The 14,029-nt window shown below is 58.1% G+C and carries 13 protein-coding genes; 11 read left to right on the forward strand and 2 right to left on the reverse strand.

Translation table 11 applies throughout. The annotated features are described in order from the left end of the window. Positions 1-111: 111 nt before the first annotated feature. Entirely contained in the window at positions 112-675 is a 564-nt protein-coding gene (locus ACR0AD_RS12260; protein ID WP_267366610.1) for a TetR/AcrR family transcriptional regulator, read from the reverse strand. Between the two features lie 303 nt (positions 676-978). Between ACR0AD_RS12260 and ACR0AD_RS12265 the strand changes: the two genes are divergently transcribed. Genes ACR0AD_RS12265 through ACR0AD_RS12275 form a run of 3 tightly spaced genes read left to right on the forward strand, consistent with a single transcriptional unit; the run spans position 979 to position 2,282 of the window. After that, positions 979-1,443: a nuclear transport factor 2 family protein gene (locus tag ACR0AD_RS12265; protein ID WP_209504702.1), complete on the forward strand. Its 465-nt coding sequence runs from the start codon at positions 979-981 to the stop codon at positions 1,441-1,443. Between the two features lie 11 nt (positions 1,444-1,454). Beyond that, positions 1,455-2,075: a pyridoxamine 5'-phosphate oxidase family protein gene (locus ACR0AD_RS12270; protein ID WP_480487659.1), complete on the forward strand. Its 621-nt coding sequence runs from the start codon at positions 1,455-1,457 to the stop codon at positions 2,073-2,075. A 48-nt stretch (positions 2,076-2,123) separates the two neighbouring features. After that, positions 2,124-2,282, forward strand: coding sequence for a hypothetical protein (locus ACR0AD_RS12275; protein ID WP_480487657.1), 159 nt, complete (start codon positions 2,124-2,126; stop codon positions 2,280-2,282). Positions 2,283-2,295: 13 nt separating this feature from the next. Here ACR0AD_RS12275 and ACR0AD_RS12280 read toward each other — a convergent pair whose 3' ends face one another. Then, on the reverse strand, positions 2,296-2,958 hold the full coding sequence (locus ACR0AD_RS12280) for a TetR/AcrR family transcriptional regulator (protein ID WP_480487655.1): 663 nt from the start codon (positions 2,956-2,958) through the stop codon (positions 2,296-2,298). A 65-nt stretch (positions 2,959-3,023) separates the two neighbouring features. Here ACR0AD_RS12280 and ACR0AD_RS12285 point away from each other — a divergent pair, with 65 nt between their 5' ends. The 8 genes from ACR0AD_RS12285 to ACR0AD_RS12320 all read left to right on the forward strand — a co-directional run bounded on the left by ACR0AD_RS12285 (position 3,024) and on the right by ACR0AD_RS12320 (position 14,009). Further along, positions 3,024-4,340 (forward strand): flavin-containing monooxygenase, encoded by a 1,317-nt coding sequence (locus tag ACR0AD_RS12285; RefSeq protein ID WP_480487653.1) that lies wholly within the window; start codon positions 3,024-3,026, stop codon positions 4,338-4,340. Continuing rightward, positions 4,337-5,239 (forward strand): bile acid:sodium symporter family protein, encoded by a 903-nt coding sequence (locus ACR0AD_RS12290; RefSeq protein ID WP_480487651.1) that lies wholly within the window; start codon positions 4,337-4,339, stop codon positions 5,237-5,239. The genes ACR0AD_RS12285 and ACR0AD_RS12290 overlap by 4 nt, the downstream gene beginning before the upstream one ends. Then, on the forward strand, positions 5,236-6,168 hold the full coding sequence (locus tag ACR0AD_RS12295; RefSeq protein WP_480487649.1) for an SDR family oxidoreductase: 933 nt from the start codon (positions 5,236-5,238) through the stop codon (positions 6,166-6,168). Before ACR0AD_RS12290 ends, ACR0AD_RS12295 begins: the two co-directional genes overlap by 4 nt. Further along, the gene (locus tag ACR0AD_RS12300; RefSeq protein ID WP_480487647.1) at positions 6,165-6,929 is read left to right on the forward strand and encodes an SDR family NAD(P)-dependent oxidoreductase; all 765 of its coding nucleotides are present in this window, start codon (positions 6,165-6,167) and stop codon (positions 6,927-6,929) included. The genes ACR0AD_RS12295 and ACR0AD_RS12300 overlap by 4 nt, the downstream gene beginning before the upstream one ends. A 79-nt stretch (positions 6,930-7,008) precedes the next feature. Continuing rightward, entirely contained in the window at positions 7,009-9,477 is a 2,469-nt protein-coding gene (locus ACR0AD_RS12305; protein WP_480487645.1) for a heavy metal translocating P-type ATPase, read from the forward strand. Beyond that, positions 9,474-9,863: a Cu(I)-responsive transcriptional regulator gene (gene cueR, locus ACR0AD_RS12310; RefSeq protein WP_209504709.1), complete on the forward strand. Its 390-nt coding sequence runs from the start codon at positions 9,474-9,476 to the stop codon at positions 9,861-9,863. Before ACR0AD_RS12305 ends, cueR begins: the two co-directional genes overlap by 4 nt. Before the next feature lie 59 nt (positions 9,864-9,922). After that, positions 9,923-10,837, forward strand: a complete 915-nt coding sequence (locus ACR0AD_RS12315; protein ID WP_480476906.1) for an NAD(P)-dependent oxidoreductase — start codon at positions 9,923-9,925, stop codon at positions 10,835-10,837. 106 nt (positions 10,838-10,943) lie between these two features. Next, positions 10,944-14,009 (forward strand): aminotransferase class III-fold pyridoxal phosphate-dependent enzyme, encoded by a 3,066-nt coding sequence (locus ACR0AD_RS12320; RefSeq protein WP_480487643.1) that lies wholly within the window; start codon positions 10,944-10,946, stop codon positions 14,007-14,009. Positions 14,010-14,029 lie beyond the last annotated feature (20 nt).

Below are 14,029 nucleotides of genomic sequence, written 5' to 3' on the forward strand. Positions count from 1 at the left end.
CCTAGCGTTCAGCCCGATTCCCGCCAATCCACGTGACGTGGCGTTCCGACTTCGAACAACGCAACGTTTCTTTGCTAGGTAACTTTAAGAACCTGCTTGTTTTAAAGGAAATTAACTCAGCGCCAATGCCAGCAAATGCTGTGCCGCATCTCTGGCGTCTTCCGCAGGATCACAATTCTTGAGCAAAACCGCAGACACAATTGCCCCTTCCTGCAACAACACGATCTGGCTCGCGAGTTTCTGAGGATCACGCGCACCAGCCTGTTCGGCGACGGACGTGAAATGCTCCAGCAACAGCTGTTTATGTTCGGCTGCCTGCACATGGATCGGATGGTCTGTTTCCTGATATTCTGCCCCGGCCTTGATGAACATGCAGCCCCGGAATCCATCTTCCTCGAACCATTCTTTCAAGGCATCAAAACTGACGATGAGTTGCTCGGCCGGTGTTTCTGCCATCTCTTCGATGCGCCGATAGAACCACTCGCGAAAATTCTCATCCCGCAGACGCAGAGCGGCTACAATCAAGTCTTCTTTAGTGCGGAAATGTTTGTACATCGACGTTTTCGAAACGCCCGTTTCCGCCACCAGCTTATCCATGCCGGTCGCGTGAAACCCGTCGCGATAAAAAACCTTCAGGGCTTTGCTGACAAGTTCATCCCGTTTGTTTGGACGCATGATTCGGCTCCATGGTGTACCGTTCTGTACATATTACCCCGAAACATGAAGTACAACCGGCCTAACTCAAATCATTGTTTTCATTAGAATTCATGGCTCGCCCTGAACCGCGCGAAATATTTTCTGCTTTTCCTCTTGCAAAAGTTAACAGATCGGTACACCTTATTGGAAAGTTAACCGATCAGTACACCAGAGGATTTGACCGATGAAACGTCGCGCCAGCATATTCCCCCCTCAGTACGTTCCATTTCTTCTGACACTGGCCATTCTTGCCGCTTCTCTAACCTGAAAGCCCCCTGCACCATGTCTCGACCCCCTCTTCCCCCGTTCACGTTGGAAACTGCCACGCAAAAAGTGCGCATGGCAGAGAATGCCTGGAACAGCCGCGATCCCGACCGCGTCACCCCCGCATACACAGATGACAGTCAGTGGCGAAACCGGGCGGAATTTCTGTCAGGGCATGACGAAATTCACGCCTTCCTAAGCCGTAAGTGGCACAAGGAACTGGACTATCGGCTGATCAAGGAACTCTGGGCCTTTACCGGTAATCGCATCGCAGTGCGTTACGCTTACGAGTGGCACGACGATAGCGGTCAGTGGTTCCGGTCATATGGCAACGAGAATTGGGAATTTGCCGAAGACGGACGCATGTCGCATCGGCATGCCTCGCTGAATGATCACCCCATAGCCGAAAGCGACCGCTTGTTTCATTGGCCATTGGGTGAACGCCCCGATGACCATCCCGAGTTGTCTGATCTGGGTCTTTGAAAGGACATACTGTGCCGCGTGCGTTTTCAGAACTGACCTTCACCCCAACCGTCCGCGCCCATCAGGAGCGGATGGGATCGGCAAAAACCTATGCCAAATTCATTGAAGGTGGCCCGCAACAGGGCCATCTGATCGGCGAACCCGAAAAACAGTTCATTCAGGCGCGCGACGGGTTTTATCAATCCTCGGTGTCTGAAACAGGCTGGCCTTATGTGCAGTATCGCGGCGGGCCGGTCGGGTTTCTTAAGGTGCTGGGGCCGCAAACCATCGGATATGCCGATTTTTCAGGCAACAGACAGTATATCTCGCGCGGAAATCTGGATGGCAACGATCGGGTCGCGATGATCCTGATGGATTATGCCAATCAACACCGTTTGAAGATCCTGGGGCGTGTCGAATTCACGGAAGGTCAAGCAGCGGCAGCCAGCTTGTATCCGGAGGGGGCCGAAGCCCCCGCAGAGCGGGCCGCGATCATTCGAGTTGAGGCGCTTGACTGGAACTGCCCACGCCACATCACGCCGCGTTTCACCGAAGCCGAACTGCGCCCGCATCTAAACAGTTTAGGCCAGCAACTGGCCCAGTTGCAGGCCGAAAATGAAAGGCTGAGACAAGAACTGTCAAAGCTCTCGTGATGCGCAAGACACCGCAAACTTTGTTGAGTATTTACAGGGAATAATCCAATGGTTCGTTCGGTCTTTCAGCTTTCTGCGGCGTTCCTTGCCGGAGCAGCCCTGATCCTTATGATCATGATGTTTGGTTTCTTTGCTTCACCCAGCGCCGTCCGGACGTCACCACCTTCTGTGTTCAGCACCATCCTGTTCAACCATTTGCAGCAATAGCAATGCTGCGCGTTCAACCGCGACTGGTCTGAACCATCGCTTCGATACCGGCTGCACAAAATTCGATCAGGCGTTCCACCTCTGACACTCCGCCGCCATGCGACAGGGCCCCGACCCGCCAACCACTGTTGAGATGCGCCAGCATTGCCGACACGGAATAGACCTGGCCGCTGGCCAGCAGCGCAGGGTCAACATCCGGATAAAGCGCAGCGATTTCGTCGATAAAATGCCGGGCGGTCGGGTCGAAACACTCAGCCGCGATATCGCGCCAGCGGGGATCGACCGAGACATGCGCCACAAGGCGCCCATACGCCATCCATCCCGAACCGCCTGTTTCTGCCAGTTCCACATAAGGCCGGATAAAACTGTCCAGAATGCTGCGCAATGTTAGCGGACCTGCTTTTCTTGCCTTGGCCAGCGCATCGGTTCTGATTTGTGCCAGCTTGCCCGCACGGCGTTCGATCGCTCGAAAAAACAGCTCTTCCTTGCCGCCGCCATGGTGATGAACAAGGCCAACCTGAACCCCTGCAAGCGCAGCGATATCGCGGATCGACGCGCCTTCGAATCCGCGTTCGGCAAAGACTGTTTCGGCCGCGTCCATGATCCGCGCTTTGGTTTCCAAAGATCGCTTGGACGGTGCCCTTTGTCTTGGCTTTTCTACGTTTTTCAGCGTCATAAAATTCACCTTGCCTTATTTTGGACGTTCGTTCAATTTAAACCTCACGAACTTTGGGAGGGTTCATGACAGAAACGCGCGACACATTCGCCCTGATTGGGGCGGGGCCAATGGGTTTGGCCGCGGCCAAGGTGCTGAAAGAACAGGGAATCGCATTTCAGGGGTTTGAATTGCATTCGGATGTGGGCGGTCTGTGGGACATCGATGCTCCAAGATCAACCATGTACGAGTCGGCGCACCTGATCTCGTCCAAGCGCATGACCGAGTTTACGGATTTCCCCATGGATGACGCGGTTGCCGAGTACCCCTCGCACCGGGCGATGCGCGACTATTTCCGCGCATTTGCGGACCGTTTCGGGTTGCGAGAGGGTTACAAATTCAATGCGGAAGTCACTCAGGTCGCTCCGCTGGGCAATCCGGGTGACGGTTGGCGCGTGTGCTGGCGAGACCAAGATGGCGACCATCAGGCCGAATATGCCGGCGTACTCATTGCGAACGGTACCCTGTCGGAACCGAATGTACCCAGCTTTCCGGGTACATTTGACGGCGAGTTGATCCATGCCTCGCAATATCGGTACCCAAGCCAATTCGACGGCAAGCGTGTGCTGGTCGTGGGCGCAGGCAACTCCGGCTGTGACATCGCCGTCGACGCCATCCACCACGCGAAACGCTGCGATCTGTCGATGCGGCGCGGGTATTATTTCGTCCCGAAATACGTCTTTGGCAAACCCGCTGACACAATAGGTGGAAAGATCCGTCTGCCGATGTGGCTGAAGCGTAAGGTCGACAGCCTGATCCTTGGCTGGTTTGTCGGCGATCCACAGAAATACGGCTTTCCCAAACCGGATTACAAGCTGTACGAAAGCCACCCCGTGGTGAATTCGCTGGTCCTGTATCACGCAGGCCATGGCGATCTGAGCATCCGCCCGGATATCGACCGGCTGGAGGGCCACACCGTGCATTTCAAGGACGGCTCCTGCGACGACTATGACATGATCCTCGCCGCGACCGGATACAAACTGCATTACCCGTTTATCGACAAGGGCCTGCTGAACTGGCAGGGCGACGCCCCGCATCTGTATCTGAACACGATACATCCCGAACGGGACGATCTGTTCGTGCTGGGCATGGTCGAGGCCACGGGCCTGGGCTGGCAGGGCAGGCACGAGCAGGCCGAGATGGTGGCGCGCTACATCAAGGGGCTTCGACACGGCTGCCCCGTGGCAGCCGATCTGCACGCAGAAAAGCAAAAAGGTTATACGCGCGCCACCGGAGGCATGAACTATATCGACCTGCCCCGCATGGCCTATTACGTGGACAAGAATACCTACAGAAAGGCTGTCACCGGCTGGATCGACCGGCTGGGGAAGGCCGCCGCATGAGTGGTATTGACCAGATCACACTGAATTTCAGTCCGGCGTCTCTGACGCTGTTGAATGCTATTCTGGCAATCGTGATGTTCTCGATTGCCATCGACCTTACGCCTCGGGATTTTGACCGTTTAAGGCGCGCACCCAAACCAGTGGTTGTCGGATTGTTTTCACAACTCGTCGTCCTGCCTGCGCTGACCTTTGTGATGGTGTGGATTGCAGCACCGCAACCATCAATTGCGCTTGGCCTGATCCTTGTGGCGGCTTGCCCAGGGGGCAATATCTCGAACTTCATTACCCACCGCGCGGGCGGAAATGCAGCGCTTTCGGTGTCGATGACAGCCTTCGCCACCATCTGTGCGATCTTTATGACACCTTTCAATATTGCGCTTTGGGGTGGGCTTTACCCTCCGACCCGCGCAATCCTGCAACAGACCCAGATCGACCCAATGCAGATCGCAATCCTGGTCGGTCTGATGCTGATCCTGCCGCTGGTTCTGGGAATTACGCTGAATCAACACCTCCCCGCCTTGACGGCACGGTTGCGCGCACCGCTGCAACTTCTGTCGATGGGTATCTTTGCTGGGTTTATCGTACTTGCTCTGGCTGCCAACTGGGGGTTTTTCCTTGGGTTTGCCGGGGCTGTTGCCGGGCTTGTAATCCTTCACAACGCCCTGGCGCTGGGGGGCGGTTGGGTTGTGGCCACTCTGACCGGGCTGTCCCCTTTTGATCGCCGCGCCATCACCATTGAGACCGGCATTCAAAACTCCGGACTTGGGCTCGTCCTGATCTTTGCATTCTTCAACGGTCTTGGCGGCATGGCCGTGGTCGCTGCATTCTGGGGAGTATGGCACGCTATTTCGGGCCTGGCTTTGGCTTCGGTCATGGCACGAACCGAGGCCGCGCGATGACCCGCATCCTGATTACCGGCGCTGCCGGGATGGTCGGGCAAGCGCTGTTGCCCGAATTTGTTGAGCACGAGGTCTTTGCAACCGATCTGAAACGCCCGGTTAACCTGCCGGAAGACGCCTCATTTTTGTCCATGGATGTTACAACCGACGCTCCTGCACGTGTGATTGCCAAGGTGAATCCGGATGTGATTGTGCATTTGGCTTCAGTCGTGACGCCGCCGCCAAAGATGGCGCGCGCGACAGCCTATGCTGTTGATGTCGAAGGCACGCGAAATGTGGTGAATGCCGCGATCGCAAACGGGGTGCGCAGACTGGTCGTTACGTCTTCCGGTGCCGCTTATGGCTATCATGCAGACAATCCTGTGCCGTTGCGCGAAGGCGATCCATTGCGCGGCAACCCCGAGTTTCCTTATTCAGATCACAAGCGTCAGGTCGAAGAGATTTTGGCCGAAGCCCGCTGCACCGCCCCCGATCTTGAGCAGGTTGTTCTGCGCGTGGGCACGGTTCTGGGGGCTGGAACCGAAAACCAGATCACCGCCCTGTTTCTCAAGCCACGTTTGCTGGCGGTATCCGGCAGCGAAAGCCCGTTTGTCTTTATCTGGACCCGGGACTTGGCACGCATCCTTCAGCGCGCAGCAACCGACGGGCCAGCCGGGATATACAACGTCGCCGGTGACGGCACGATGGGTGTGAACGACTTGGCGCGCGCCATGGGAAAACCGGTTCTGCGCCTCCCCCCCTGGGTGCTGAAAGCGGCCTTGGTCGTGGCGCGCCCACTGGGTTTATCTCGCTATGGGCCGGAACAGGTAAGGTTCCTTCAATATCGGCCAGTTCTGGATAATTCTGCCCTGAAATCTGAATTCGGCTATACGCCTGAAAAATCCAGCGCCGAGGTTTTTGCGCTCTGGCAACGGCAGGCCGGGTTATGAAGACCGCGGTCATCTCTGGCGGTGCGGGCGGTTTGGGACAAGCTTTGAGCCGTGCACTGCAAGCCCATGGGTGGCGGGTGGTGCTGTTGGACCTTGATGTGTCCGATCTGCAAACAGAACCGAACCAACTGCCAATTGCCTGTGATCTGACTGACCCCGAACAGCTTGCCAACGCAGCACAAAGGGCGATCACGTCAAGCGACAGTATTGATCTGGTCATCTACAACGCCGGGGTTACTCAAATTCGCGGGTTTGATCAGGCTGACACGGCCAGTCACCGTGCACTGTTTGATATCAACTATTTTGCAGCCGTTGAAATGGCCCGCGTATTCTTGCAGCCTCTCCGCGCGTCAAAGGGAACGCATCTGGCGATCTCGTCGGTGGCTGGTTTCGCTCCGCTCTGCCATCGCACGGCTTATGCAGCCTCAAAACACGCGCTTGAGGGTTTTTTCAAATCGCTTCGATCCGAAGAAAAGCCACATGGCGTTCAGGTTCAGATTGCAGCGCCGTCTTTTGTGGCCACCAACCCCGGCAACGCAATGGAGCAACCCGATGGAACCGCGCGCCCCGGATCGGCCAAGGACGGAATGGACGAAATGAGCCCCGAGAGCGCCGCCGTGGCGATCCTGCGCGGACTGGACAAATCGCAGCCCATGATCCCGGTCGGACGCGTTGCACACATATCGTGGTGGCTCAACCGTCTGTCACCACGCCTGTATCAGCGCTTAATGGAGCGTAACATGCGCGGGCCGGGATCGTAGAATTTTGCCGCGACCCCCTTGACCTTCCCGTCACTGGAACCCCCATCTGGAGGGCAGAAAACCACGTGGGATGAGTCGCATGGCGCAAAAAGCACTGACAGAACTGAAAGTCACCGGCATGGGATGCGCGTCCTGTGTGGGCCGTGTCGAGGCTGCGCTGCGTAATGTATCTGGTGTTGATGCGGCCTCGGTCAATTTCGCGACCAAGACGGCGCAGGTGGAATTTGACGGGCCGGTTTCGGCCCTGACATCGGCGCTGGATGCAGCCGGCTATCCGGCTGAAACAAGTCAAGCGGATCTGAGCATCGAGGGCATGAGCTGCGCATCCTGCGTTGGTAAGATCGAGCGTGCGTTGGCATCCACCGCTGGCGTAATTGAAGCACAGGTCAATCTGGCAACTCGGACGGCCACGGTGACTTACGCGACAGCGGCAACTACACCCGAGGCGCTGGCACAGGTTATTACCGGAATTGGATACCCCGCGCGTATCCAAAGTGTTGCCGAACCAGAAAGCCGGGAAGACGACGAAATTCAGCGGCTAGCCCGTTCCACAATACTGGCAGCGGCACTGGCCCTCCCCGTATTCACTCTTGAGATGGGCGGGCACGTGATCCCCGCCTTCCACCATTGGATACAGGCGACCATAGGAACGCAGACGAGCCATTTGATTCAATTTGCCCTGACCTCGGCTCTGCTGATCGGACCGGGCCGTGTGTTTTACCGCAAAGGTATCCCGTCGCTGATGCAGGGCACGCCGGACATGAACGCGTTGGTAGCACTTGGGACCGGCGCGGCTTATCTGTATTCGGTCACGGCCACTTTCGCGCCCGACCTGCTGCCGCAGGGTACGGCCAATGTCTATTTCGAAGCGGCCGCGGTGATCGTGGTTCTGATCCTTCTCGGCCGGTTGATGGAGGCACGCGCCAAAGGCAAAACAGGGGCTGCGATCCGAAAACTGGTGGGTTTGCAACCAAAAACCGCACGGGTCGAACTGGACGGACAGATACAGGACCGGCCAATCGCCGAAATCGTTGTCGGAGATATCCTGCACATCCGCCCCGGCGAGCGTGTACCGGTGGATGCCGAAGTGCTTGAAGGCACCTCTTACGTTGATGAGAGCATGATCACGGGCGAGCCTGTGCCTGTTGGCAAGTCGGTGGGAGCGCCTGTTGTCGGCGGCACCGTGAATGGCACCGGCGCTCTACGGGTAAGCGCCACCCGGGTCGGTGGCGACACGGCTCTGGCACAGATCATTCGTATGGTGCAGCAGGCGCAGGGCGCGAAACTGCCTATTCAGGGGTTGGTGGATCGGATTACCTATCGCTTTGTTCCTGCGGTCATCGCTGTTGCGGTGATCACCGTCGCGCTCTGGCTGATCTTCGGCCCCAGCCCGGCCCTTCCCCTTGCGCTTGTCGCAGGTGTTTCAGTTCTGATCATCGCCTGCCCCTGCGCAATGGGGTTGGCGACCCCAACCTCGATCATGGTGGGCACCGGGCGTGCGGCAGAAATGGGCGTTTTGTTCCGCAAGGGGGATGCGTTGCAACAGCTTCAGCAGGCGCGCGTCGTCGCGTTGGACAAGACCGGAACCCTGACGCTGGGGCGCCCCGAACTGGACAGCGTGACAACGGCTAAGGGGTTTGACCGGGAGGAGGTTCTACGGCTGACCGCAGCCCTTGAGGCAAGGTCGGAACACCCGATCGCTTCCGCCATCACCCGAGCGGGGCCCGCGACACTGCCAGAGGCATCGGATGTCCGTTCGCTTACCGGGCTTGGCCTGCAAGGGTTGGTCGAAGGCCGCGACGTGTTAATCGGGTCGCACCGGTTGATGCAGCAGAGTGGGATCACCCTTGGAGCTCTGACGGATGAGGCCGAAACCCGTGCCGCTCAAGGGGCAACTCCTCTGTTCGTGGCTCTGGATGGGCAGGCGGCGGCCACTTTGTCCGTTTCTGACCCGATCAAGCCCGGCACAGTGGAGGCGCTGGACCGGTTGCACCAAATGGGGCTAACCGTGGCCATGATCACCGGTGACAACGCGCGCACGGCGCAGGCTCTGGCCGACCGGCTGGGGATTGATCATGTCACTGCCGAGGTACTGCCTGATGGCAAGGTAGATGCAATAACGGCTTTGCGGGACCGGTTCGGAGTGCTGGCCTTTGTCGGTGACGGGATCAACGATGCCCCCGCTCTTGCGGCGGCTGATATCGGCATCGCCATCGGTACCGGCACGGATGTGGCCATCGAAACAGCCGACGTTGTCCTCATGTCCGGTGATTTGCGGGGCGTCGCGAATGCGACCGAGATCAGCCGCCGGACAATGAAGAATATTCGCCAGAATTTAGGCTGGGCCTTCGGATACAATGTCCTACTGATACCGGTGGCTGCCGGTGCGCTGTACCCGTTTGGCGGCTATCTGCTGTCCCCTGCACTGGCAGCTGGCGCAATGGCACTGTCGAGCGTTTTTGTGGTCTCAAACGCGCTGCGCCTGCGCCGTATTCGCGCCAGCGTGCCGGAAACATCAGGTACGGCCACCAAAGAGGTGCACGCATGAACATCGGAGATGTTTCCGCCCGCACCGGCCTGCCCGCCAAGACGATCCGGTACTATGAGGACATCAACCTGATCAAACCGATGCGCGACGACAATGGCTATCGCCGGTTTCGCGACCAGGACGTGCATAAGCTGAATTTTCTGGGCCGCGCCCGGGCTCTTGGGTTCACCATCGAGGATTGCCGGACCTTGCTGGCGCTCTACGAAGATGAAACCCGTGCCAGTGCCGACGTGAAACAAGTTGCACGCGACCATCTTGTTCAGATCGAAACCAAGATCGCAGACCTGAACGCCATGCGCGATACGCTAAGCCACCTGATCGACGCCTGCGCCGGGGACGACCGGCCCGATTGCCCAATCCTGCGGGATCTGGGTGGGAAAGGCTGACTTGGGGTTGCCCTTTGGGCGCAGCTTTGCTTTGTCTTCGCCAGAGATTTTGGTCAGGCCTGTTTCGCGGAAGCCGACCGAACAGCGGAGAGGATCACAAAATGGCAAAAGTCGCGTTCCTTGGCCTTGGTGTCATGGGCTATCCCATGGCCGGACATCTGCAAACCGCAGGCCATGACGTCACCGTTTACAACCGTACGACCACCAAGGCCGAGGCCTGGGTCGCGCAGCATGGCGGCGCGATGGCAGCCACTCCGAAAGACGCCGTCAAGGATGCTGAGTTTGTCATGGCCTGCGTCGGCAATGACGACGACTTGCGCATGGTTTGCACCGGTGAGGATGGCGCGTTTCAGGGAATGTCCAACGGGGCCATTTTTGTTGACCACACGACGGTTTCAGCAAAGGTCACGCGCGAGCTTTACGCTGCTGGCCTATCTCAGGGTATCGCTTTTGTGGACGCCCCGGTTTCGGGCGGTCAGGCCGGCGCTGAAAACGGCGTTCTCTCAATTATGTGTGGCGGCGATCAGACAGCTTATGATGCGGCTGAGCCGGTAATGAACGTCTATTCCAAAATCTGCCGTCGACTCGGAGCCAGCGGCGCGGGCCAGATGACCAAGATGTGCAACCAGATCGCGATTGCCGGTCTGGTTCAGGGTCTCAGCGAAGCCTTGCACTTTGCCGAAAAAGCGGGCCTGGACGGGAAGGCCGTTGTTGAGGTGATCAGCCAGGGTGCGGCTGGCAGCTGGCAGATGGCAAACCGGTATGAAACCATGCTGAATGATCAGTTCGAACATGGCTTTGCTGTGGACTGGATGCGCAAGGATCTGGGGATTTGTCTGGATACGGCCAATGAAACCGGCGCGTCTCTGCCGGTGACCGCTCTGGTCGATCAGTTCTACAAGGACGTGCAGAAACTGGGCGGCGGGCGATGGGACACATCATCGCTGTTCAAACGTTTGCGTGCCTTGGATTAAGGGGTCGGGGGGCTGTCTGCCCCCTCTTGTCCCTTTGGGCCAATTCACCCCCGAGGATATTTCGGCCAGATGAAGAGGATCCCGGATGAGCGGGACGGAGAAAGACATGAGCGATTTGGTGAACTTCTGGGCGGACGCGCTGCGCCAAAACTGGGGACTGGACGCACGGTTGACCCGGCTGGATGGCGAATATGATCTGAACTTTCTGGCGCAAGCCACAAATGGCCAGGACTATGTGCTGAAAGTCATGCGCGCGGGGTGCGATGCGGGTCTGGTAGATCTTCAGATCGAAGCACTTGCGCATATCGCCTCGGAAGCACCGGGGTTGCCGTTTCCAAAGGTGTTCCCGGCGTTGAACGGCGCAATATTGCCGGAAAATTCCGATTCCGAAGGGAAGTCGCGGCTGGTGTGGTTGCAGGAACGCCTGCCCGGGCGATGCTATGCACAAGCGAACCCGAAATCCGAAGAGCTGATCCTGAAATTGGGTCGTGTTCTGGGCGCAACGGATCGCGCTCTGGAGGGGTTTCAACATGAAGCTTTGCACCGCCCGGATTTCAAATGGGACCTGACGCAAGCGGGTTGGATCAGTAACAAGATAGGCGCTATCAGCGATCCCGCGCGTCGGGCGTTGCTTCGGGATATCTGCAACGAATTCACGGCGATCACGGATAGGCTGGGGCGGCTGCCGAAACAGGCCATTCACAACGACGCCAATGACTATAACATTCTGGTTGAAGGTGAATTGGGTGAGCGGAGGCAGGTTTCCGGCCTGATTGATCTGGGTGACATGTGTGCGGCACCGCGCGTCTGTGATCTTGCGATCGCCGGGGCCTATGTGGTGCTAGATCATGCCAGACCCGAGCGGGCATTGACTGCTCTCGTGCGGGGATACCATGCCGCAAACCGGCTGCAAGCCGAGGAGATCGACCTGATCTGGCCGCTGCTGCGGATGCGATTGGCAGTGTCTGTCCTCAACTCGACCCTGATGGCAGTCGAAAACCCGGACGACCCATATGTGACAATCTCTCAGGCACCTGCGTGGCGGTTTCTTGAGAATGCTTCCGTCAATGGCGGGCTGATGTCTGCGCGTCTTCGGGCAGCGTGCGGGCTGCCGGTCGTGGACGGCGCAGAACGCATCCATGCGTATCTGCAAGGACATCGCGGCCGGTTTTCCCAGATGTTCGGTCAGGACCTAAGCGATACTCCGATGGGGTCGTTGTCAGTCGAGAATTGCGTGTGGCCCCAGAACCCTTTCCACATGCCATTGGCCGAGGCCGCACGTGTTGGCGAGGAATACGGCGAAGGGCTGTGGCTGGGCTATTACAACGAACCCCGCCTGATTTATGCCGAGCCAGGATTTCGCAAAGGGCCATGGAAAGCCTCGGACCGGCGAACAGTGCATCTGGCGGTGGATGTGTTTGCACCCGCAGGGACGGTGCTGCACGCACCAATGAGCGGGCGGGTCGAAGTGGTCGAGAACCGAGATCATCACCTCGATTACGGTGCGGTGATAATCCTGCACCATGGAACGCCGGATGGCGATCCGTTCTACACGCTCTATGGTCATCTGGACCCGGAATGCTGTGACCGGTTGAAACCCGGTGATCCGGTGGCACAGGGGGCGGCGTTCGCCCGGTTGGGCGACGCCAGCCAGAATGGCGGATGGGCACCGCATGTGCATTTCCAGCTGGCGCTGACAACCAATGGCATGGAGGCGGATTGGCCCGGTGTCGGCGATCCGGATGAGATGGAGTTGTGGCACGCAGTCTGCCCGAACCCGGCGGCCTTACTGAACCTGCCGGATGACAAGGTTTTCTACCAACCCACAGACAAACAGGCGATCCTGCAGGGTCGCCGCGATCACTTTGGCGGCAACCTGTCGCTGACTTATGATGACCCTGTCATGCTCGTACGCGGGTGGAAACATCACCTGTTTGACGAATGGGGCCGCCCCTATCTGGACGCCTATAACAACGTCCCTCATGTGGGTCATGCGCATCCCCGCATTCAAGCTGTAGCGGCGGATCAGTTGAAGCGGATGAACTCGAATACCCGCTACCTGCATCCGGCACAGACAACTTTTGCTGACAAGATCCTGTCCAAACTGCCCGATCACTTCGAGGTCTGCTTCTTCGTCAATTCCGGAACTGAAGCGAACGAACTGGCCCTGCGGCTTGCCCGTGCCCATACCGGCGCCAAGGGGATCGTGACGCCAGACCATGGCTATCACGGCAATACGAATGCGGCTGTGGCGATATCGGCCTACAAGTTCAACAAACCGGGTGGCATCGGGAAAGCCGATTGGGTCGAACTGGTCGAGGTTGCGGACGACTATCGCGGCTCGTTCAAGCGTGACGATGCGGATCGGGCGCAGAAATTTGCTGATCTTGTGGACCCGGCCATTGCTGCCTTGCAGGACCGGGGTCAAGGTCTAGCCGGGTTCATCGCCGAAACTTTCCCATCTGTCGGTGGACAGATTATTCCGCCCAAGGGCTACCTGCCTGCGGTTTATGAAAAAATCCGCGCCGCCGGGGGTGTCTGCATTGCAGATGAGGTACAGACCGGTCTGGGTCGCCTGGGTGAGTATTACTTTGGATTTGAACATCAGGGCGCGCTTCCTGATATCGTGGTGATGGGTAAACCCATTGGTAACGGGCACCCTCTTGGCGTATTGGTAACGACGCGGGCGATTGCCAACAGCTTTAACAACGGGATCGAATTCTTCTCGACCTTTGGCGGATCAACGCTGTCTTGCCGGATCGGCAAGGAAGTATTGGACATCGTCGATGACGAAGGCCTGCAGGACAATGCGCGTCAGATGGGTGAGCGCCTGATGGCGGGGCTGCGCCAGATCGAAGCCGACTTTGGTTGCGTTGGCGACGTACGGGGCATGGGACTGTTTCTGGGTGTTGAGCTGATCAATCCCGACGGAACCGAAGGAACCGAGATTTGCAGCTATGTCAAAAATCGGATGCGTGATCACCGAATTCTGATCGGCAGTGAGGGACCAAAGGACAACATCCTGAAAATCCGCCCACCGCTGACGATTGAGGCCGAGGATGTGGACATGATCCTGTGGGCGCTAAGGGACGTGCTGTCCGAGGTCGGTGACTTCTCTCCTGCTCCGGTTTGCGGTCACGACCATCACCACGCGGGATGCGGGTGCTGCTGAAGGATTGACCCCGGCGCTTT

The organism is Ruegeria sp. BH8, assembly GCF_056538065.1.